This is a genomic window from Salibaculum halophilum (assembly GCF_002094885.1).
In the GTDB taxonomy this organism is placed as follows: domain Bacteria; phylum Pseudomonadota; class Alphaproteobacteria; order Rhodobacterales; family Rhodobacteraceae; genus Salibaculum; species Salibaculum halophilum.
This window is the reverse complement of sequence record NZ_MSIT01000010.1, coordinates 83274-103212: the sequence shown is the minus strand read 5'-3', so window position 1 is coordinate 103212 and position 19939 is coordinate 83274. Positions and strand designations below refer to the sequence as shown.

The 19939-nt window shown below is 67.3% G+C and carries 20 protein-coding genes; 9 read left to right on the top strand and 11 right to left on the bottom strand.

Annotation, left to right across the window (positions count from 1 at the left end; translation table 11 throughout):
• Positions 1-68: 68 nt before the first annotated feature.
• Both BU124_RS08845 and thyX read right to left on the bottom strand, forming a co-directional pair.
• A complete protein-coding gene (locus BU124_RS08845) occupies positions 69-1115 on the bottom strand; it encodes an AlbA family DNA-binding domain-containing protein (protein WP_084862808.1) in 1047 nt (348 codons plus the stop codon).
• Positions 1112-2020: an FAD-dependent thymidylate synthase gene (gene thyX / locus BU124_RS08840; RefSeq protein WP_084862805.1), complete on the bottom strand. Its 909-nt coding sequence runs from the start codon at positions 2018-2020 to the stop codon at positions 1112-1114. Before thyX ends, BU124_RS08845 begins: the two co-directional genes overlap by 4 nt.
• A 193-nt stretch (positions 2021-2213) precedes the next feature.
• Here thyX and BU124_RS08835 point away from each other — a divergent pair, with 193 nt between their 5' ends.
• The 4 genes from BU124_RS08835 to BU124_RS08820 all read left to right on the top strand — a co-directional run bounded on the left by BU124_RS08835 (position 2214) and on the right by BU124_RS08820 (position 5759).
• Complete coding sequence (locus BU124_RS08835) at positions 2214-3248, top strand: hypothetical protein (protein ID WP_084862803.1); 1035 nt, start codon at positions 2214-2216, stop codon at positions 3246-3248.
• 61 nt (positions 3249-3309) lie between these two features.
• Positions 3310-4587, top strand: a complete 1278-nt coding sequence (locus BU124_RS08830) for a hypothetical protein (protein WP_143529932.1) — start codon at positions 3310-3312, stop codon at positions 4585-4587.
• Positions 4588-4644: 57 nt separating this feature from the next.
• Positions 4645-5073 (top strand): VOC family protein, encoded by a 429-nt coding sequence (locus BU124_RS08825; RefSeq protein WP_084862799.1) that lies wholly within the window; start codon positions 4645-4647, stop codon positions 5071-5073.
• Positions 5070-5759: a DUF1194 domain-containing protein gene (locus tag BU124_RS08820; protein WP_084862852.1), complete on the top strand. Its 690-nt coding sequence runs from the start codon at positions 5070-5072 to the stop codon at positions 5757-5759. Before BU124_RS08825 ends, BU124_RS08820 begins: the two co-directional genes overlap by 4 nt.
• A 60-nt stretch (positions 5760-5819) precedes the next feature.
• Here BU124_RS08820 and BU124_RS08815 read toward each other — a convergent pair whose 3' ends face one another.
• The 3 genes from BU124_RS08815 to BU124_RS08805 all read right to left on the bottom strand — a co-directional run bounded on the left by BU124_RS08815 (position 5820) and on the right by BU124_RS08805 (position 7139).
• On the bottom strand, positions 5820-6356 hold the full coding sequence (locus BU124_RS08815; RefSeq protein ID WP_084862798.1) for a MarR family winged helix-turn-helix transcriptional regulator: 537 nt from the start codon (positions 6354-6356) through the stop codon (positions 5820-5822).
• A 115-nt stretch (positions 6357-6471) separates the two neighbouring features.
• Complete coding sequence (locus BU124_RS08810; protein WP_084862796.1) at positions 6472-6744, bottom strand: FAD assembly factor SdhE; 273 nt, start codon at positions 6742-6744, stop codon at positions 6472-6474.
• Positions 6741-7139: a helix-turn-helix domain-containing protein gene (locus BU124_RS08805; protein WP_084862793.1), complete on the bottom strand. Its 399-nt coding sequence runs from the start codon at positions 7137-7139 to the stop codon at positions 6741-6743. Before BU124_RS08805 ends, BU124_RS08810 begins: the two co-directional genes overlap by 4 nt.
• Positions 7140-7217: 78 nt before the next feature.
• On the opposite strand from BU124_RS08805, the gene BU124_RS08800 reads away from it, so the two are divergent.
• Positions 7218-8420, top strand: a complete 1203-nt coding sequence (locus tag BU124_RS08800) for a pyridoxal phosphate-dependent aminotransferase (RefSeq protein ID WP_084862791.1) — start codon at positions 7218-7220, stop codon at positions 8418-8420.
• Positions 8421-8507: 87 nt separating this feature from the next.
• Positions 8508-8924 (top strand): hypothetical protein, encoded by a 417-nt coding sequence (locus tag BU124_RS08795; RefSeq protein WP_084862789.1) that lies wholly within the window; start codon positions 8508-8510, stop codon positions 8922-8924.
• A 7-nt stretch (positions 8925-8931) separates the two neighbouring features.
• On the opposite strand, the gene BU124_RS08790 is transcribed toward BU124_RS08795, so the two are convergent.
• From BU124_RS08790 to BU124_RS08765, 6 genes are all read right to left on the bottom strand, one after another.
• On the bottom strand, positions 8932-10503 hold the full coding sequence (locus tag BU124_RS08790; protein WP_084862786.1) for a cation:proton antiporter domain-containing protein: 1572 nt from the start codon (positions 10501-10503) through the stop codon (positions 8932-8934).
• A 117-nt stretch (positions 10504-10620) separates the two neighbouring features.
• Entirely contained in the window at positions 10621-12000 is a 1380-nt protein-coding gene (locus BU124_RS08785; RefSeq protein ID WP_084862784.1) for an MATE family efflux transporter, read from the bottom strand.
• A gap of 55 nt (positions 12001-12055) precedes the next feature.
• Complete coding sequence (locus BU124_RS08780; RefSeq protein ID WP_084862781.1) at positions 12056-12964, bottom strand: nickel/cobalt transporter; 909 nt, start codon at positions 12962-12964, stop codon at positions 12056-12058.
• Positions 12952-13581: a DUF1007 family protein gene (locus tag BU124_RS08775; RefSeq protein WP_084862779.1), complete on the bottom strand. Its 630-nt coding sequence runs from the start codon at positions 13579-13581 to the stop codon at positions 12952-12954. Before BU124_RS08775 ends, BU124_RS08780 begins: the two co-directional genes overlap by 13 nt.
• Positions 13582-13586: 5 nt before the next feature.
• Entirely contained in the window at positions 13587-13982 is a 396-nt protein-coding gene (locus BU124_RS08770) for a hypothetical protein (protein WP_084862776.1), read from the bottom strand.
• A gap of 172 nt (positions 13983-14154) precedes the next feature.
• The gene (locus tag BU124_RS08765; RefSeq protein WP_245831655.1) at positions 14155-15900 is read right to left on the bottom strand and encodes a trypsin-like peptidase domain-containing protein; all 1746 of its coding nucleotides are present in this window, start codon (positions 15898-15900) and stop codon (positions 14155-14157) included.
• A gap of 281 nt (positions 15901-16181) precedes the next feature.
• On the opposite strand from BU124_RS08765, the gene BU124_RS08760 reads away from it, so the two are divergent.
• Genes BU124_RS08760 through glyS form a run of 3 tightly spaced genes read left to right on the top strand, consistent with a single transcriptional unit; the run spans position 16182 to position 19877 of the window.
• Positions 16182-17117 carry a glycine--tRNA ligase subunit alpha gene (locus BU124_RS08760; RefSeq protein WP_084862774.1) on the top strand — a complete coding sequence of 312 codons (936 nt, stop codon included), beginning with the start codon at positions 16182-16184 and terminating at the stop codon, positions 17115-17117.
• The gene (locus BU124_RS08755; protein WP_084862772.1) at positions 17114-17644 is read left to right on the top strand and encodes a DUF6446 family protein; all 531 of its coding nucleotides are present in this window, start codon (positions 17114-17116) and stop codon (positions 17642-17644) included. Before BU124_RS08760 ends, BU124_RS08755 begins: the two co-directional genes overlap by 4 nt.
• Before the next feature lies 1 nt (position 17645).
• A complete protein-coding gene (gene glyS, locus BU124_RS08750) occupies positions 17646-19877 on the top strand; it encodes a glycine--tRNA ligase subunit beta (protein WP_084862769.1) in 2232 nt (743 codons plus the stop codon).
• Positions 19878-19939 lie beyond the last annotated feature (62 nt).

Here is a 19939-nt window from a genome sequence, read left to right as displayed (position 1 = left end):
TTTGTAGCATGGTTTGATAAAAAGTGCTCGGTGCGATCTCGGGTACCATGGATGCTATCCCCGTCAGTCTAACCTTGCCCAATGACGCGACGAATTGTCTCTTTGGAACCAACCGCTTCAACGAAATCGAGCGGTGAACGGTTTGCAAACCTCTCTACAGCGACTCTTCCCTGCTCATAGTATACTGGAGAGTTCGTTATCTCGACTACTCCTGTGTGAATATCATCCCCGCTCTTATCGTCCCAAAATCCAAGTTGTGAAGCAGCTTTGCGAAGATGAATCGCCTTCCACGGGAACCATTCGCCGAACTTTGCGCGGATTGACGACCGCAGCGCTCGCGCCGCGGCTTCCGGCAGCATCGGTTTTCGCGGATCTTTATCCGCCGGGACGGTTAACTCAACAGTTCCAGAAATCTGGTACGCCGGGGCACCTTCAGCTTCCACCAATCTGGCTCTGTCAATGATATTCAAACGATGCGCCTCGGTCTCCGGGACATACAAAGTTGGGTTTGCATGTTCCGCCCCCGCTCGCCTGAAATCTGCGATAACAGCCTTATCAAATCCGACCTCCCTACCACGGGAAAGAAAATTAAGTATTTCCGTTCTTTTAAGCTCGTCTCGCCTTTCCAAGATCGCGGAAAACTCCTCACCGGAAATTGGCTTTGTTTGACCTGCTCTCCTAAAATACACTGTTCCCGCCCGGAGAACAGTTGAGCTCCTCTGGTCAGAAGTCTGCTTATCTTTGATAGCTATCACCGGCTTCTTGGACACTGGCACAACCTGTAAACAGATCAGTCGGCGACCAAAGACTTCGTGTTCAAGCAATTGAAATTCTGGGACCGGATATAGGTGTGAGTATAGCTGATCCTGGACAGTTGCCTCATCAAGATCGCCATCCGTACCAATGGCTTCTCGGGGCTTATCACTTACCCCAAAACAAACTACGCCGCCATTCGCACTTGCAAACGCCGCGATTGTCTTGAGGCACTTCGCAAGCGCGTTTGCCGAAAAGTCAGCTTTGAACTCTAAGTTCTTTCGTTCACGAGCACGGACTTTTGGAGGACGATCACGAACATCAACACAATCAATGAACTTAACTAACTCGTCCTTCTTCACCCCTCAATCACCCCCATGAACTCCCGCCATTCCCCCTTGGACATGCCGGAGGTTTCCTGTGTCACCTCCTCACCCTTCAACATCCGGCGGATGCACTCAAGGGCGGCGGCCGACAGGGTCGCACCGCCCAGGCGGTAGTCCTCGAAGGCCGCGTAGGCCGCCGGGACCCAGTCCCTGACCATCGCGCAGATGGCCTCGGCGTAGACGCGGATCTCGTACTGGGCGTGGGCATCGGCGCGCAGGCGCAGGAAGTGGAACAGGTTGTGCAGGTCCACCTTCCAGTACCACTGGGTATAGATGTTGGCGGGCAGGTTCATGCGGGCCAGTTCGCGGGCCAGGCCCTGCTGCCCCTCCTGCCCGATCATCTGCTCGTAGTGGTCATAGGCGCGCCCGGCGTCGTCCTTGAGGATGCGCAGCACGCGCTCGGCCTCGTCCCCGGTCAGCACGTCGCCCCGGCCCTGGTTGTTGGTGGTCGATTGCGCGGCCAGGTCCTGCGCCCGGGGGATGTAGAATTCGCGGTCGAGGATCGAGTAGCGCGCGGAATACTCGTTCACGTTGGCGGTGCGGTGGCGGATCCACTGGCGGGCCACGAAGACGGGCAGCTTGACGTGGAACTTGACCTCGCACATCTCGAAGGGGGTCGAATGCCAGTGCCGCATCAGGTAGCGGATCAGCCCGGTGTCGTTGCTGACCGACTTGGTGCCGCGGCCGTAGGATACCCGCGCGGCCTGGCAGATGGCGGCATCGTCGCCCATGTAGTCCACCACCCGGACAAAGCCGTGGTCGAGCACCGGGGCGGGCGTGTAGAGATGCGCCTCCATCCCCTCGGACACCGTGCGCAGGGTCTGGCGGGGCGCAGCGCGCAGGGCGTCGATCTCGGCCTGTTGCTCGGGGGTGAGGGGCATGGGCGGCATTCCTTGCTGATTCTCGGCGGGTCCGTAACCTGCTTACCATATCTGCGCCGAAAACGGGCGGGAACCCCGATATCCTGTGCAGCATCCGTAAAGGCAATCGTTGACTTGGCGGCGGCAATTCCCGATTATGCATGTCAAGAGCCGGAAACCGGCCACAGGCAGCACATTTTGAGCAGGACATTCCATGGGACAGCGCGGCGCGACGAGCCCCGTCATGATAACCGCCCTCAGCCTCGCGCTGCTGGCCGGATGCGGCGGCGACGGAACAAATCCATTTCAGGAAGAGACCGATGGCCAGACCGGCGGCGGCGCCGATCCCGACGCGGGCGGTGGCGATGGAACAGGCGGTGAGGCCGCGCCAGACGGCGGCGTCTCTCCGGACAGCGTCCCGGACAATGTCGGCAACAACGTTCAGTCGGTGAATTACGACGAAGCCTCGGGCACCTTCAGGGTCACGGTGAATTCGCTTGACACGACCCCGCGCACCGCGACCTATGACCGGACACCGCAACTTGACGTGCCGGGCTACACCGCCTTCTCGGTCCAGGAGGACCCCCTTGACCGGTTCTTCATCGGTCTCGCGGCGACCAGTTCGGATGACACATCCAGCGGCGCCGTGGTTCTGGACGGCGGCCAGTTCAACAAGGTCTTCGGCGGTGCGTATTTCGAGCGCAACGGCCCTTACAGCCCGCACGTGCCCGAGCAGCCCGCCAACGGCCTTGTCAGTTATGCCGGTGATTACGCCGGACTTAGCAACTTGACTGTTGCAGATGGTAATCCCGATAACCTCTTGGCCGCCGTGCCTGCGGGGACGGACCCCGAACTGCACCCGGCCCAGCCCTCGCGCGTGACCGGTCAAGTCTTCTTGAACGCCGATTTTTCGGACGGCTCGGTAAATGGTGCGATATTCGACCGGGTCCTTGAGGAAAGCGCGACGTCGCTGCCGAGCGTCGTGCTCGTGCCCGAACCCGGCAACCTAGACGGACAGGCCGGAACCTTTACGGGGACCGTCGAAACCCCAGAGCAAGACCCGATTGGCGATTATGCGGGCGTTTTCGGCGGCGAAGGTGCCACCTCCATGAGCGGCGGCATCAGCATCGAGGGCTACCTTGATAACGTGGAAAACGAACTGGAATACGGCGTCTTCGTACTGACGAAATGCGGCGAACCCGGCGACGCAGCGCTCTGTGACACGGTCAACCCGGATGCGTTGCCTTAAGGTCGGCATCCTCCTATGCGCGATATTGGCCAGTCCGGGCGTAGCGCAGACGACGATCGCCTTGGACCGATTACAAACTCAGGCCCTGGCGCGGGATGCCATCCTGACCGGCGATCCCGGTCTGGCCCGACAGCTTGCCCTGGCACTTCTGGAAGCGGATGACAGTGACCGGGTCGCCCAGTTGATCCTGGCCGCAGCCGAACCGCAACTGGGGCGTCCGCGTGCAGGTCGCAAGGCGGGCACGCACGCGTGGCGACTCAGCCGCAGCGACCCTCAGAAATACGAGGCGGCCCGATTGACCGCTTTGGCGGCCCGGCAAGCCGACCAGGACCTTTTGGCGATGTACTGGCTGCGTCGGGCCTTGACCGTTTCGCCCACACCCACGGATCACGCCAGAACGCGGAACGACGTCCGACGTGTAAGGGCCGAGAGCCGAACCCGCTTGCGTTTGGGGTTCGGGCTCATGCCCTCATCCAATGTCAATGGTGGGGCGGAGGATCGGCTAAACATCGTCGAGGGCGTTCCTGTGGTCGGTATTCTAAGCGAGGACGCCGTTGCACAACCCGGCCTCATCGCTTCGGCAGATTTGCGACTTTCCTATCGTATGGACGCGACAAGCACCGCCCTGACACGCGTCGACGCGCGGCTCTTCCAGACTGCGGTCTGGCTGGACGAGCCTGACACCGACTTGCGCGGGCGGGACTTTGCGCAGACTTATCTTGAATTCGGTTTGACCCACGCCCGCCGGGTTTCAGGCGGGATGCTCGACGCAAGCGTGCGGGTCGGGCGGCAATGGCAGGCCATGAGCCAAGAGGGCGATCTGGTTGGCGCGGAACTTGGCTTCGGTTGGCCCGGTCCGGGTGGCAAGTCCGACTTCAGAATCAAGGCGGACCTCGAGCAATACTGGCCGGCCACCGGAGCAGACGAGCGTCTGGACTGGACCCTCGGCCTGACCGGTCGAACGGAACGTGCCGGGGGCGGTGACGTGTCATGGGGGCTTTCAGCCGGCGGAACTGCGAGTGCAAGTCGCAACATTAGGCGCTCAACCTTGAGTTTGAGGGTGGGTTATGAGGTCCCCGACCGGATCGGCCCGGCAGACCTGGCTTTGCACGGCCGCCTCGCTTATCGCGATTATCCGGATTACACACTGCTGTTTGCCGTTCCAGGCGGACGGCAGGACGTCAGTATGACCGGCACGATCAGCGCCACCTTCACGGACTTCAGCTATGCCGGTTTCGCGCCGACGGCATCTCTCTCGGTGACGCAGACCGACAGCAACGTCTCCCGGTTCGACACCGAGGCCACCTCGCTCCGGATCGGCTTCCGCTCGGCCTTCTGACCCTTCCCCCGGCCGCGCAGCGTGCTAGGCTCGCAGCAACACAATCGGAGGACGGAGATGCCGTTGAAATACCTGCACACCATGGTGCGCGTGAAGAACCTGGAGAAATCCATGGCCTTCTATGAACTGCTGGGCCTGCAAGAGACCCGCCGGATGGAGAGCGAGGGCGGCCGTTTCACCCTCGTCTTCATGGCCCCGCCCGGCCAGGAAGAGTGCCCGGTCGAGCTGACGTATAACTGGGACGGCGACGATGCCCTGCCCGACGACAGCCGCCATTTCGGGCACCTGGCCTACGAGGTCGACGACGTCTATGCCACCTGCCAGCACCTGATGGACAATGGCGTGACCATCAACCGCCCGCCCCGCGACGGGCGCATGGCGTTCGTGCGCAGCCCCGACAACATCTCGGTCGAGCTGTTGCAGGCCGGTGACGCGCAGGCCCCGGCCGAGCCCTGGGCCAGCATGGACAACACCGGCCATTGGTGACGCGGGCGCGCCTTCTGCTTTGCGCGCTTGCCGCCGTGGCGGCGCAGCCCGCGGCGGCCTGCCGGTTGGCCCTGGCGCTGGCGATGGATGTCTCCTCGTCGGTGGACGCGGCCGAGGATGCGCTGCAGCGCGGCGGGCTGGCCGCGGCGCTGGTGGCGCCGGAGGTCCAGGCGGCCTTTCTCGCCCCCGGCGACCCCGTGGCGCTGGCCGTCTACGAGTGGTCGGGCCGCCGCAAACAGGTGCTGTTGCAGGACTGGGTGCTGATCCGCTCGGCCGCCGACCTTCGCGCCGTGTCGGGGCGCATCGCCGCCAGCCCGCGCAGCCATGACGATTTTCCCACCGCGCTGGGCTATGCGCTGGGCTATGGCGCGACACTTCTGGGGCGCGCGCCGGACTGTGCGGCGGCGACGCTGGATGTTTCGGGCGACGGCGAGAACAACGAGGGCTTCGGCCCGCGCGAAGCCTATGCCGCGTTCCCCTTCGACGGGGTCACCGTGAACGGGCTTGTCGTGCGCGCCATGCCGACCGAAGGCCGCGGGGATCTTGTCGGATATTACCGCGACGCGGTGATCCGCGGCCCGGGCGCCTTTGTCGAGGTGGCCGGCGGGTTCGCCGATTTCGAGCGCGCGATGCGGGCCAAGCTGATCCGTGAACTGGGCGCGATCATGCTGGGCGACGCGGGCTGACGGGCGCCGGCCGAACAGGCGCGCGGCCGTCCTGACCCGACCCTTGTCGGCCCGTGGCCTTCAATAGATATATCGGATCTGCTCGGACCAGTAGCGTTCGACCCGGCGCAGTGCGATGGTGATCTCGTCGATTCCGTCCATGCTGAGCACCGCACCGTCCTGCAGCCCGCGGGCGTGGCCGGCGAACAGGCGCGCGACGATATCGCGGATCCCGCGGCCCTTGGCCGTCAGCCGCACCCGGACCGAGCGGCGGTCGATCTCGCACCGCTGGTGGTGCATGTAGCCCATCTCGACCAGCTTCTTGAGGTTGTAGCTGACGTTGCTGCCCTGGTAGTAGCCGCGGGTCTTGAGTTCGCCGGCCGTGACCTCGTTGTCGCCGACGTTGAACATCAACAGAGCCTGGACCGCGTTCACTTCGAGAATGCCGAGCCGTTCGAATTCATCCTTGATGACATCGAGCAGCAGCCGGTGCAGCCGTTCCACCAGCATGAGCGTGTCAAGGTAGGAGGTCATGAACCCGGTGTCATAGGCCCGCGCCTGACCCTCCCCGGCGGCGCCAGCGCCGGGCGCAGGATCGGGAGTCCTGTGAAATGACATGCAACACCCTCCGTTCTGTGCCGTTGCACGTCCCAGATGGCACGCAAATGCCCAACAATCGGTTAAGTGGCCGCGGAAATCGCGCCCGGCCCCTCCGTCCCGGCCATGGCCAGGGTCAGGACGGCCGCGTCACCCCGGCCGCACCCTCGGCGATGCGCGCCACCAATCGGGCATAGCGGTCGGGCGGGGCCACCTGACCCGAGACCCATTGGTAAAGGTCCTGGTCGTTTTCCGACAGCAGCCGGTCGTAGAGGTCCAGCTCCGGCCCCGCCATCGCCCCGAGGTGTTTGTCGGCAAAGCCGGCCAGGATCAGGTCCATCTCCTTGATACCCCGCCGGATCGAACGCATGTAGAGGCGCTTGCGGCGGGTGTCGCCATCCTCGGTCATGCCACGTCGCTCAGCACCGCGCGCAGGCGCTTTTCCAGCTGCGACAGCTTCTCGCCCGACTGTGCGATCTGGGCGCGCAGGCTGCGCATCTCGGCCAGGATGGCGCGCAGGTCGGCCGGTTCCACGCCGCTGTCGTCGGGGGCCTCGACCCCGTCACCCTCGCCGGTCAGCAGCCAACGGATCGAAACCCCGAGAATCCCCGAGACCATCTGCAGCTTGTTGGCGCGCGGTTCGTTGAGGTCATCCTCCCAGTTGCGAAGGGTGCCCAGCTTGACGCCCAGCTTCTTGGCCAGGTCCTTCTGGGGCATCGACACGGCCTCACGCGCGGCGGCCAGCCTGTCGCCGAAGGTGGCGGTATCCTCGCTGAACCATTCGGTCTTTTCGTCTTCGGTCATCGGGTCCTCTGAACTTGTCTGTTCGATCCGGCACACCTATGACACGTCGCACGAAAGAATTCAAAACCGGGGCCGACCATGTCCTTGCTGTCCGCGACACTCGACCGCGTCAAGCCATCGCCCACCATCGCGGTGACGACCCGGGCCGCCGAACTGCGCGCCGCCGGGCGCGACGTGATCGGGCTGGGGGCGGGCGAGCCGGACTTCGACACGCCCGCGCATGTCCGTGCCGCCGGCATCCGCGCCATCGAGGAGGGCCACACCCGATACACCCCCGTGGACGGCATCCCCGAGCTGAAACGCGCGATCTGCGCCAAGTTCAAGCGCGACAACGGGCTGGACTACGCGCCGTCGCAGGTCTCGGTCGCATCGGGCGGCAAACAGGTTCTGTTCAACGCGCTCATGGCCACGCTGGACCCCGGCGACGAGGTGGTGATCCCGGCCCCCTACTGGGTCAGCTACCCCGACATGGTGCTGCTGGCGGGCGGCACGCCCGTGCCCGTCGCGGCCGGGCCGGAGACAGGCTACCGGATTACGCCCGACCAGCTCGAGGCGGCGATCACGCCGGCGACCAAGTGGGTCCTGTTCAACTCGCCCTCCAATCCCACCGGGGCGGGGTATGCCTGGGATGACTTGAAGGCGCTGACGGATGTCCTGATGCGCCACCCGCAGGTGCACGTCCTGACCGACGACATGTACGAACACCTCGTCTATGACGATTTCACATTCTGCACGCCCGCGCAGGTCGAACCGGGGCTTTACGATCGGACGCTGACGGTCAACGGCGTCTCCAAGGCCTGGTGCATGACCGGCTGGCGCATCGGCTACGCCGCCGGCCCCGAGCCGCTGATCGGGGCCATGCGCAAGATCCAGTCGCAAAGCACCTCGAACCCCTGTTCGATCTCGCAATGGGCCGCGGTGACGGCGCTCGACGGCCCGCATGATTTCATCGCCGAGAACAACCGCGCCTTCGTGCGCCGCCGCGACTTGGTGGTAGGGATGCTCAACGCCGCGCGGGGCATCGACTGCCCGACACCCCAGGGCGCCTTCTATGTCTACCCCTCCATCGCGGGCTGCATCGGCAAGACCAGCGCGGGCGGGGCACGGATCGCCACCGACGAGGATTTCGCCACCGCCCTGCTGGAGGAGGCCGGCGTCGCCGTGGTCTTCGGCGCGGCCTTCGGCCTGTCGCCGAATTTCCGCGTCAGCTACGCCAGCGACGACGCCACGCTCGAAGAGGCCTGCCGCCGCATCCGGGATTTTTGCGATCGCCTGCACTAGGATCGGCCCGGTTCTGGCGCGGCGCGCCCCGGTCTGCTAGCCTTGCCAGAGCGCCGCGGCGCGGCGGGTACAAGCGACGAGGCAGAGATGGGCGCAGAGCTTCCCGAGTATTACTTCCGCGTCAAGGAGAACGGGGCGGTCGTCTTCAAGGTCGACACCGAGAACCGCCAGCGCCGCATCGAGATGAACCAGATCGCGGTCGTGAACGTCAACAACGGCCAGATCAAGCCGCAGGGCGACCGCACCCTGGGCGAGGATGAGCTGGAGGTGATCCGCGACTGGATGACCGAGCGCACCGCGACCCTCGCCCGGCGCACCGTCGACGACATCCACCGTGCCATCGATCACCTGAACCTGACGACCCAATGGGCACAGTCCAAGGCCACGGACGCGCAGCTGGAGGAGTTCACCGACGAGTTGCTGCTGGCCATGCATGACCTGCGCACCGTGCTGGTGCGCAAGAAGGCCGACCGGCTGAGCCGGGGCACGGACGCCGCGGAATAGGGGCGCATCAGGTGCCCGAACGCTTTGCCGGCTCCATCGCGTCGCAGGCGTTCTGGGCCAGGCTGCGCCCGGCCTCGCGCATGGTCAGGTAAGTGCGGCTCGCCCCGGCCTCCTGGATCTGGGTGAGGTGCTCGTCGTGCAGGGCATGGCTGACGATGGGCCCCTCGAAACCCTTGGCGCGCAGGGTGCGCGCGGCGATCACCTTGGCCTCCAGGTCGTTCATGGCCAGCACCGCGGCCTTGATCCGCTCCAGCCGCACGCCCGTCCAGAAATTGCTGTCCTCGGCGTCGGCGAAGACCACGTTGCGCCCGGCCTCGGCATGGGCCCGCGCCTTGTAATTGTCGGCGTCCAGCCCGATGGGCCGAAAGCCGCGTTCCTGCATGACCGCATAGGCCGCCGACCCCGTCCGCCCCATGCCGAAGATCAGCACATCCGCGTCGCCCAGTTCGGTCGGCTGCTCGTCCGGATGGCGCGTGCCGCGCTGAAAGCGCCGCAACCGGTCCGAGAACCGCTCGAAAAGCGGATGCGCAAGGTGGTTGATCGGCGCCGCGATCAGGAAGGAGACCGACACCGCGATGGCCAGCGGCACGACGAAGGACTGCGCCGCCGGGATGCTGCTGGCGACGATCAGGCCGAATTCGCTGTAGACCGACAGCGACAGCGCCGAAAGAAAGGCCGTCCGGGCACGCAGCTTGAAGGCCACCAGCAGGGCGAAGAACAGCACCCCCTTGAGCGGCAGCAACAGCCCCAGCACGACGGCAAAGACGACCGCGTCCCAGTCGGGCAGGCCGGACATGCCGATCGACAGGAAGAAGCCCACCAAGAAGACCTCCTTTAACGACCAGAGCGCCTTCGACAGCTCGCCCGCGCGCGGGTGCGTGGACAGCAGCAGCCCCATGACCAGCGCGCCGATCTCGCCCTTCAGCCCGATGACCTCGAAGCCGTAGCCGCCCACCACGACCGCCAAAGCCATGCCGGCCAGCACCAGAACTTCCTCGTGGCCGGCCCAGTCGAGGATCTTGTGCAGCACCGGGCGCAGCAGCGGCGCGGCCAGCACCAGCAGCGCCTCGGGCCCCGGCACCTTGCCCGCGAAGACGGCGATAACGACAAGCGCGATGATGTCCTGCACGATCAAGATGCCGATGGCGGTGCGGCCGTGGAAACTGCCCATCTCGCGCTTGGCGTCCAGCATCTTGGCCGCCAGCACCGTCGAGGAAAAGGCCAGCGCGATCCCCACCAGCAGCGCCAGCGTCCAGTCCGGCGTGAAAAGCAGCCGCGCCAGGGGCGTGAACAGCGCCACCGACAGCGCGAAGTGCAGCAGGGCGACGCCGACGACCTGCGGCTCGCCGATCTGGCGCAGCTTGAGCTTTAGCCCCACGGTGAAGAGCAGCAACAGCACGCCAAGCTCGGCCAGATGGTCCAGGATCGGGCCGGTTTCGGCAGGCATCCCGGCCCCCGGCCCCAGCGCGTTGATGGCAAAGCCCGCGGCCAGGAAGCCCACCAGCGGCGGCAGGCCCAGCGGTCGCACCGCCAGCCCGAAGAGGAACGCGGCGCCGACGGCGAAAACCTCGAAGATCATGCTCTGCCCTGCCCCTTTGCGGCCTGCGCGTTGGTGATGCGACATTGGGCCGCCGTGCGGCCTTGTCTTCGGCAAGAATGGCCAAGGCCCCGCACCGATGCAAGTGCTGCGCTGCGGCTAACCGGCCCGTAGCCCGGCGTGCGGCACCGCGCCCACGCGCGCAAGTTGCCGCAGCAGCCGGACCGTCAGCATCAGCGCCGCCGCCGTCAGCCCCAGCGTCATCCCGAACCAGACACCGGCCCCGTCCAGCCCGAGCGGGACGCCCAGCACAAAGCCCGCCGGCAGGCCGATGCCCCAGTAGCTGAGCGCGGCCAGCCACATCGGCACGTTGGTGTCCTGCATGCCGCGCAGGTTCGACAACGCGACGATCTGGGCCGCATCCACGAACTGGAACAGCGCCCCGATCGTCACCAGCCCGGCGCCCAGCGCGATCACCGCGCCGCGCCGGGGCTCGTCCGGGTCCACGAAAAGCGCCACCAGCGTTTCGGGCAGCAGCAGGAACACTGCGATGGCAAAGATGCCGAAAAACATCGACAGCGCGAACGACGCCTCGGCGGTGCGCCGCATCCCCGGGCCGTCGCGGCGGCCGAAATGGCTGCCGATCCGGATGGTAGCCGCATTGGACATGCCGACGTGAAACATGAACATCACCGCCGTCAGTTGCAGCGCGATGCCGTGGGCGGCCAACTCCACCTCGCCCAGCCAGCCCATCATGATCGACGACCCGGTGAACAGCCCGCTTTCCGACAGCGCCGCGCCGCCCACCGGCAGGCCCAGCCTGAACACCCGCGCCATGACCTCGGCATCGGGATTCCAGATGCGGCGAAACAGGGCCAGATCGGGCCGTTTCCACTGGGCATAGGCCATCAGCGCGCCCATCTGCACCGCGTGCGTCAGGACCGAGGCCAGCGCCGCCCCCTCGATGCCCAGTTCCGGCGACCCGAGGTTGCCGAAGATCAGCGCGTAGTTGAACCCGGCGTTCAACACCAGCGCGGCCAGCGTGATCCAGAGCTGCACCGCCGTCAGTTGCACCGCCCCCAGAAAGGACCGCATGACATGGCCGGCCAGCGCCGGGAAAAAGCCCAGGATCGCGATCGAAAGGTATTGCCCGCCGGCCACCGCCACCGCCTCGGGCTGGCCGATCAGGCGCAGCAGGTCCGCGCCGCGCCACAGCAGCGCCACCGCGACGAGGCCATAGGCCATCGACAGCCACAGCCCCATGCGCGTGATGCGCCGGGCGCTGACATCGTCGCCCTGTTCCACCGCTTCGGCCACCATGGGCGTGACCGCGTGCCCGAACCCAGCGCCGACGATGAAGACGACGAACCAGAGCCCGTTGGCCACGGTCGCGGCCGCCAGCGCGGTCACGTCGTACCAGCCCAGCATCAGGGTATCGGTCATGTGGATCAGAAAACCCGCAAGGTTGGCGCCGACCAGCGGCAGGCCGAGGTTCAGTAGCTGCCGGGCATGGGCGATCCGAGGGGCAGGTTGCATCATGACGCAGCCTTACGCCCGGTTCTTGTGCAGGTCCAGAACCGCCCGCGGGCGCCGGCTAGAAAACGCCCTGCCGCATCAGCAATTGCGCCGCCAACAGCGCCACCGTCAGCCCCGCCAGCACCTCGATGAGGGCGAGCGCGCGGGCGGTGCCGCGCTGGGCGGCGGCCTGCAGCAGCGTGCTTTCGCGGAAGACAACGGCCGCGACGGCCACCGCGACCGTCACTGTCGCGGTTCCCAGCCCCATGACGACCGCGCCGATGATGCCCGCCCAGTCGATCCCCAGTCGCCAGGTCAGGATCAGCAGAAACAGCGCACCGGTGCAGGGCCGGATCGCCACCGCGCCGACCAGAGCCAGCGCCTCGGGCAGCGAGCGCACCGCCTCGGCCTGGTCGACCGTCGGGCCATGGGCATGACCGCAGGTCTCGCACGGGGCGGCGCCGTCGTGCGCCTGATCCTGACCGGCCGCAGAGCGTCCGCGCAGCAGCTTGCGTGCACCGCGCCACAGCAGCCACAGCCCGATCAGCCCGACGGCACCGTAGGACAGCGCCGCGAAGAGCCCGTCCGACAGGCCCTGCACCTGTTGCCGGGTCCAGCCCAACAGCAGCACGGCGGAATAGATCAGCACCACCGCCGTCGCGGCCTGCCCCAGCGAGGACGCCAGCGCCAGCCCCGACAGGCGCAGCAGCGGCACCCGGCGCCCCAGACCGTAGCCGCCGATCACCAGCTTGCCGTGGCCCGGCCCGGCCGCGTGGAAAAACCCATAGGCGAAACACAGGCCCCAGAGCGTGGCCAGCGCCCCGGGCTGGCCCTGTTTCAGGGCGCGCAGCGCGCCGGCCATGGCCGTCTGCACGTCGCGCTGCCCGGCGGCGGCCCAGCGCGCCAACTGGTCGGCCCCGCCGTAGCCCCAGAGCCAGACCGCCAGCGCCAGCAGCGCCGCGGCGGGAAGCAGGCTCAACCGTCGCATGTCACGCGGATCGTGTCGGCGAAATCCTTGCCGACCTGCGGAAACTGGGCCTCGGCCTGATCCTGCGGCATGCCGTAAAGCAATTCGTCCACCTTCTCGGTCGCCGCGACCAGATCGGCGCGGGTCACCTGCGCGGCGCAGGCGTCGGTGCCGCTGACCGTCACCGGGGTGACCACCGTGTAGGCTGTGTAATAGCCCGGGTCGTAGACTCGAACGGTCGCACCGCCCGGTGCGGCTGAGGTGACGGGGCGGGTGTGGCGCTCGATGATCTGGCCGTCCTCGAAGGCGACCGAGGCGTCCTGCCGCGCGCCCAGTTCCACGGGTTGGCCCTGCTGCGTGACGTAAAGGTCCCCCTCGTAGCCCTCGGGCCAGTCGAGGACCGCCCCGGAGAGGGTGTCCAGCTCGGCCTCGGTCAATTGCCCGTCCATGTCGGAGTCGATCCCGAGGTCCTCGGTCAGCAGGAGCGAGAAGAATTCGTCGTAGGTCCAGGTCAGGCGCACCGCCTGCAGGCTGCGCCCCTCGTAGACAAGCGCGACCCGCGCATCCACGAAAAGATGCGGGTGCGCCTGCGCCGGGGCGGCCAGCAGGGCGGCAAGGGCTGTCAGCGCGCGCCGCATGGCGATCAGCCTCCGGCCAGAGGCATCAGCGCAAGGGCGAGGCAGGCCAGGCCCTGGACAAGCGCGATCGCCAGCCCGGCCCAGCGCCAGGCCCCGGCCTGCGGGGTGCGTCGCGCGGCGCACCAGACCGCCCGGGTCAGCGCGAGGAACCAGGCCGCCAGAACCCCGAAGAAGAGCAGTTGCGCCGCCGCCATAAGCCCGGGTCCCGCGCCGACCGCGCGCAGCAGAACGGCCCCGAGCACCGCGCCCGGCGCGGCCACGAACCACATGCCCAGGCAGCCCACCCAAAAGGTGTCGCCCAGCCCCTCCTGCCCGCGCAGCATGGACAGGACCCACCCGCGCGAGGCGTAGCGGGGCCGCGTGCCATGATCGTCGGTCAGGTCCTCGTAGTCGCCGGCCATACTGCCCCCGTTCCGTTTGCGCATTGGCGCACGGCATCATCCTAGGGACCAAGCCTGCCCGCGGCCAGAGTCACGGCCCGGATCAGGCAAAAATCCCCGCCGCGGGACAAGGCGGCGCGTCGACGCGCCGCCGCGCGCGGTCGACCGCGCGCCCCGGCCGCGACCCGGGCGCTCAGTTCTCCCAGCAGCTGACAAGGACGGCCACGTCGGCGGCCATCTGCGTCAGGGCGGCGGGGCTCATGCTGGCCTCCACGTCGGTTGTCTGCACCGGCACCCCCGCCGCGTCGAGCGAGGCGACGATCTGATCGGCATGCACCGAAAACGACACGTCGGGCGGCAGGACCCGGCCGTTCTCGGGCCGGCGCGGCAGCAGCATCCCCAGAACAGCCCCGCCGTCGTCGAAGACCGGCCCACCGGCGTCGCCCTCCTCGGCCGCCAGGGAGAGGCGCTTGACCGTGTCCTCGCCCTCAAGGCCGCGGATATCGGCTAGCGTGCCGAAGGTCAGCGCCGGCGTGGCCAGCACGCCGCCGTAGGGAAAGCCCGCCACGGCCACATCGGCCTGCAGGCGCGGCACGCCGACGTTGAAATCCGCCACCTGCGGCGGCGCAAGCGCGTCCTCGGGGCGCAGCACCGCCAGGCCGAGGGCATCGTCGCGATGGACAGGGCGCGCCTCATGCGCCTTGGCCAGGGTGATCGACCCGCAGCCCTCGACGGCCTCGGTCGTGGTCAGCACGTCACCGCCCTCGTTGACGTAGAACCCGCTGCGGTCGCGCAGCGGGCGGCGCACCTGCAGGCCCGAGACCAGATCAATGGCCTGGTCGTCGTCGGGCGGCGCGATCGCGGGGTCGAGCACGCCATCCGTCCGCGCAAAGCTGGCGCGCATCTCGTCGAGCACCCGGGCGCGGCGGTCCGCGTCGCCGGCGGGCCAGACAAGGGTGAAGCCCTTTATGCGGCCATCGTCCAGCGACACGGAGGTGAAGGAATGGATTTCCTCGCCGATCCCTTCGATGGTGAAGCCCTGCGCGGTCCGCTCGCGCGGCCCCTCGCGGGGGACGATTTCCAGCGTCTGCATGATCTCGTAGAGGCCGAACATCCGCGTCCGGTCGCCGGGTTGCGAGATCAGCAGGACCTGCGCGTCCAGATCGCCGGTCGCGTCATAGCGGGCGAAGGGGGGCTCGTAGCCCTCGAAGGCGACGACCCCGGTGGGCATCGTCATCTCGATCCCGGCAGTTTCATCGCGGACCGTGGCCATGTCCAGCCCGTCGAGAATCGCGTTGTAGGCGGCCAGAAGCTCGGCCCTCTGGCCGGTGGTCATGACCCCTGTAACCTCGTGATTGTTGGCCTCCTGCCAGGCGGCCATGGCACGGCGCGTGCCGCCCCCGAACAGCCCGTCGATGGGGCCGGTATAGTGGCCCGCCCATTGCAGCATTTCCTGCAGCTCGCGTTTGTCGGCGCGGGTCAGCCGGCGTTCGGCGGCGCGGGCCTCAGCCACGGTCTCGTCGGGAATGGCGATAGGGTCGGGCGCGGCCGGTTCGGCCTGCGGCGCGTTTTCCGGCGCGGCTGCCGCGCCCGTCACCCCGGCCGGCCAGTAGCGCTGTCCGAACCGGCTGCCATCGACAAGGTAGCTGTCGGCCGGGATCAGCCCGCGGGCACGCAAGGTCCGGCGCACCGACCGGGCCTCGCCCTCGGTATAGGGGCCGAGGGCGATCCCGTACCAGCCGCTGCCAAGCAGGAAGCCGTTGACATCGTCGATGCCGGCCGCGGCGTAACCGCGGGCGGACTCCTGCGCGTCGGTCAGGGTGCGCTGGGCCTCGATCTGGACCCAGGCGCGTTGCTGCGCCGCCGCCGACCCGGCGGCAAGGCCGCTGACCGCCACGGCCAGAACGATCGCGAAAAGCCCACTCGTCATCCTGCGCATGTCACCCACTCCATCCCCGTTCGTGTCACTCGTTGTCGCACCGCCCCGCACGGGGCGGCCCCAGCGCATAACTTACCAGACAAAAGGCGTTTTGCACGCCGAAATTGCGGCGGTACACGGCCGCTTATCGGCGCGGGGTCACGGGCACCGCGGGCCGTGCCGGGCCGCGGCGGCGGGCGCATTGACCCTGACCGCCGCCCCGCCTATTGACACGCGCGAACGCATTCGGCGTGCGCCGCCCGCCAGCGGTGGCCCCCGCGCCGAGAACCGAGAGGCTTGCCATGGCTGACGCCCCCAGACAGACCCGGCCCCGCAGCTTTCAGGAGGTCATCCTGCGGCTGCAGTCCTACTGGGCGGCGCAGGGCTGCGCAGTGCTGCAGCCCTACGACATGGAGGTCGGCGCGGGCACCTTTCATCCCGCGACCACCCTGCGCAGCCTCGGCACGCGGCCCTGGGCGGCGGCCTACGTGCAGCCTTCGCGGCGGCCCACCGACGGGCGCTACGGCGACAACCCCAACCGGTTGCAGCATTACTACCAGTTCCAGGTGCTGATCAAACCCAGCCCGCCGGACCTGCAGGACCTCTACCTCGGAAGCCTTCAGGCCATCGGCATCGACATGGCGCATCACGACATCCGCTTTGTCGAGGATGACTGGGAAAGCCCCACCCTCGGGGCCTGGGGCCTGGGCTGGGAAGTCTGGTGCGACGGCATGGAAGTGTCGCAGTTCACCTATTTCCAGCAGGTCGGCGGGCACGACTGCCACCCCGTCTCGGGGGAGCTGACTTACGGGCTGGAACGGCTGGCGATGTACGTGCTGGGCATCGACCACGTGATGGAGATGCCCTTCAACGCGCCCGACGCGGCCCAGCCGCTGACCTACGGCGACGTCTTCCGCCAGACCGAGGCCGAGTACAGCCGCTGGAACTTCGACGTGGCCGACACCGAGGTCCTTCTGCGCCATTTCGAAGAGGCCGAGGCCGAATGCGCCCGCATCCTCGACCGGCCCGCCGAGGACCCCGTGACCGGCCGGCGCATCGTCATGGCCCACCCCGCCTATGACCAGTGCATCAAGGCCAGCCACATCTTCAACCTGCTGGACGCGCGCGGCGTGATCTCGGTCACCGAGCGGCAGGCCTACATCGGCCGGGTGCGCGCGCTGGCGAAGCTCTGCGCCGACGCTTTCGTGCAGACCGAGGCCGGCGGGGCGGCGGCATGACCCCGGTGCGACTTGTCATCGTGGCCATGGTCCTGACGGCGCTGGTGGCCGGGGCGGCGATGTATTACCTGCAGGTCTACGCCTTTTACGAGGAGGTCGGCGCCGAGGCGGCCGGCGGCGTGCAGCTGACCCGCGCTGACACCGGCACGCCCGAGGCCGTCGCATTCGACAATTTCCGCGCCATCGACGCCAACAGCAGCCCGATCCGCTTTCGCGCCTGTTTCGACACGCCGCTGTCGCAGGACGACCTGCGCAAGAGCTACACCATCGCCGAGGCCGCCGAGCCGCTGACCGGGCCGGGCTGGTTCGACTGCTACGACGCGCGCGAGATCGGCGCGGCGCTGGAGTCCGGCGCGGCCCTGCCCATCATGGGTGTCAAGAACATCGAGTACGGCATCGACCGCCTCGTCGCTGTCATGCCCGACGGGCGCGGCTATGCCTGGCACCAGATCAACCGCTGCGGCGAAGTCGTCTTCGACGGCGAGCCCGTCCCAGACGACTGCCCCGCCCCCCCGGAGGACGACTGACATGCCTGATCTCCTGATCGAACTCTTCTCCGAGGAAATCCCGGCGCGGATGCAGGCCAGGGCCGCCGCCGACCTCAAGCGCCTTGTCACCGACGGGCTGGTCGAGGCCGGATTGACCTATGCCAGCGCGGGCGCCTTTCACACGCCGCGCCGCCTCGCGCTGTCGGTCGAGGGGCTGTCGAGCGAAAGCCCCGACACCCGAGAAGAGCGCAAAGGCCCCAAGGTCGGCGCGCCGGACAAGGCCATCGAGGGCTTCTGCCGCGGCGCCGGGGTGGACCGCACTGCGCTGGAGGTGCGCGACACCGGCAAGGCGCAGGTCTATTTCGCGGTGATCGCGCACAAGGGCCGCCCCGCGCCCGATATCGTGGCCGAGGTGCTCGACCACACGGTGCGCCACTTCCCTTGGCCCAAGTCCATGCGCTGGGGCGCGGGCGCCTTGCGCTGGGTGCGGCCCTTGCAGTCCATACTGTGCCTGCTGACCGATGAGGACGGCGCCCAGATCGTCCCGCTGGAGATCGACGGGATCAACGCCGGCAACACCACGCGCGGGCACCGCTTCATGGCGCCCGACGCCTTTGCCGTCACCTCCTTCGAGGATTACGAGGCGAAACTGAAACAGGCGAAAGTCCTGCTACGCGCCGAGGAACGCGCCGACCACATCCGGCAGGAGGCCGTCAATCTGGCCTTCGCCGCCGGGCTGGAGCTGGTCGAGGACCCCGGCCTGCTGGCCGAGGTCGCGGGGCTTGTGGAATGGCCCGTGGTGCTGATGGGCGAGATCGACGCCGATTTCCTGCACCTGCCGCCCGAGGTGCTGCAGACCTCGATGAAGGAACACCAGAAGTTCTTTTCCCTGCGCGACAAGACCGGGCAGATCACCCGCTTCGTTACCGTCGCCAACATCGCCGCGCCGGATGGCGGCAGCACCATTCTCGCCGGCAATCAAAAGGTGCTGGCCGCGCGGCTGGCCGACGCCCGGTTCTTCTGGGACAACGACCTTCGCGTGGCCAGGGCCGGCATGCAGGACTGGTGCGACGGGCTGGGTGCGGTGACCTTCCACGCCAAGCTGGGCAGCCAGGCCGAGCGCGTGACACGCATCGCCGCGCTGGCCCGCGAGATCGCGCCGCATGTGGGGGCCGACCCCGAGCAGGCCCAAGAGGCCGCGCGCATCGCCAAGGCCGACCTGCGCTCGGAAATGGTGGGCGAGTTTCCCGAGTTGCAGGGCGTGATGGGCCGGTATTACGCGCTGGAGGCCGGGCGCAGCCCGGAGGTCGCCGACGCCTGCCGCGACCACTGGAAACCCATGGGCCAGGACGACGACGTGCCAAGCGCGCCGGTCTCGGTCGCCGTGGCGCTCGCCGACAAGATCGACACGCTGACGGGCTTCTGGGCGATCGACGAGAAACCGACGGGCAGCAAGGACCCCTACGCCCTGCGCCGCGCTGCGTTGGGCGTTATTCGCTTACTGCTGGCAAAGCAAAATAAACTATCGATCCAATTGTTGGTCGCAACAGCTCATGGCTCGTTGACCGAGTCGTTTTCGCGCGAAGACAGGCTTTGCGGCAGAGCTGAAAACGGCAACTTCAAAATGCTAGAAAATTTTCTAACCGATTTCGACGAGACAGATCCAGATTATTACGTTCGCATCTCAAAAGACGGAGGGTTGGGCGAGGATAATCACTTTAGACTCCGAAACTCAGCCGATGTTCAGGAGGACCTCCTCGCCTTCTTCCACGACCGCCTCAAGGTCCACCTGCGCGGCGCGGGCATCCGCCATGACGTCATCGACGCCTGCCTCGCCATGGAGGGCGCCGACGACCTGACCCTGCTGGTCAAGCGGGCCGAGGCGCTGGAGACTTTCCTGCGCACCGAGGATGGCGAGAACCTGATCCAGGGCTTCAAGCGCGCCAACAACATCCTCACCCAGGCCGAGGACGCCGACGGCGTCGAATATTCCTTCGGCGCCGATATCAGGTTCGCCGAGGACGCGGCGGAAACCGCCCTCTTCGCCGCGCTCGACGACGCCGACACGCGCATCACCCCGGCCATGGCGGCCGAGGATTTCGCCGGCGCCATGGCCGCCATGGCCGGATTGCGCGCGCCCATCGACGCCTTCTTCGAACAGGTCCAGATCAATGCCGACAGCGCGGTGCTGCGGCGCAACCGGCTGAACCTGCTCTCGCGCATCCGCACCACTTGCCTCGCCGTGGCCGACCTGCGCCGGATCGAGGGCTAGGCGGGCGCTGCGTCGACGCAGCGCCGCGATCCGTCCACGGATCGCCCGCCCGGCCCCGCCGC

Bases quoted from the DNA above. Each gene is read 5' to 3' on its own strand.
- BU124_RS08805 (WP_084862793.1), bottom strand. From the start codon at position 7,139: ATGACCGAAGACGAAAAGACCGAATGGTTCAGCGAGGATACCGCCACC.
- glyS (WP_084862769.1), top strand. From the start codon at position 17,646: ATGCCTGATCTCCTGATCGAACTCTTCTCCGAGGAAATCCCGGCGCGG.
- BU124_RS08780 (WP_084862781.1), bottom strand. From the start codon at position 12,964: ATGCGACGGTTGAGCCTGCTTCCCGCCGCGGCGCTGCTGGCGCTGGCG.
- BU124_RS08760 (WP_084862774.1), top strand. From the start codon at position 16,182: ATGGCTGACGCCCCCAGACAGACCCGGCCCCGCAGCTTTCAGGAGGTC.
- BU124_RS08770 (WP_084862776.1), bottom strand. From the start codon at position 13,982: ATGGCCGGCGACTACGAGGACCTGACCGACGATCATGGCACGCGGCCC.
- BU124_RS08800 (WP_084862791.1), top strand. From the start codon at position 7,218: ATGTCCTTGCTGTCCGCGACACTCGACCGCGTCAAGCCATCGCCCACC.
- BU124_RS08790 (WP_084862786.1), bottom strand. From the start codon at position 10,503: ATGATCTTCGAGGTTTTCGCCGTCGGCGCCGCGTTCCTCTTCGGGCTG.
- BU124_RS08785 (WP_084862784.1), bottom strand. From the start codon at position 12,000: ATGATGCAACCTGCCCCTCGGATCGCCCATGCCCGGCAGCTACTGAAC.
- BU124_RS08810 (WP_084862796.1), bottom strand. From the start codon at position 6,744: ATGACCGAGGATGGCGACACCCGCCGCAAGCGCCTCTACATGCGTTCG.
- BU124_RS08795 (WP_084862789.1), top strand. From the start codon at position 8,508: ATGGGCGCAGAGCTTCCCGAGTATTACTTCCGCGTCAAGGAGAACGGG.
- BU124_RS08765 (WP_245831655.1), bottom strand. From the start codon at position 15,900: ATGCGCAGGATGACGAGTGGGCTTTTCGCGATCGTTCTGGCCGTGGCG.
- BU124_RS08755 (WP_084862772.1), top strand. From the start codon at position 17,114: ATGACCCCGGTGCGACTTGTCATCGTGGCCATGGTCCTGACGGCGCTG.
- BU124_RS08815 (WP_084862798.1), bottom strand. From the start codon at position 6,356: ATGTCATTTCACAGGACTCCCGATCCTGCGCCCGGCGCTGGCGCCGCC.
- BU124_RS08775 (WP_084862779.1), bottom strand. From the start codon at position 13,581: ATGCGGCGCGCGCTGACAGCCCTTGCCGCCCTGCTGGCCGCCCCGGCG.
- thyX (WP_084862805.1), bottom strand. From the start codon at position 2,020: ATGCCCCTCACCCCCGAGCAACAGGCCGAGATCGACGCCCTGCGCGCT.
- BU124_RS08825 (WP_084862799.1), top strand. From the start codon at position 4,645: ATGCCGTTGAAATACCTGCACACCATGGTGCGCGTGAAGAACCTGGAG.
- BU124_RS08835 (WP_084862803.1), top strand. From the start codon at position 2,214: ATGGGACAGCGCGGCGCGACGAGCCCCGTCATGATAACCGCCCTCAGC.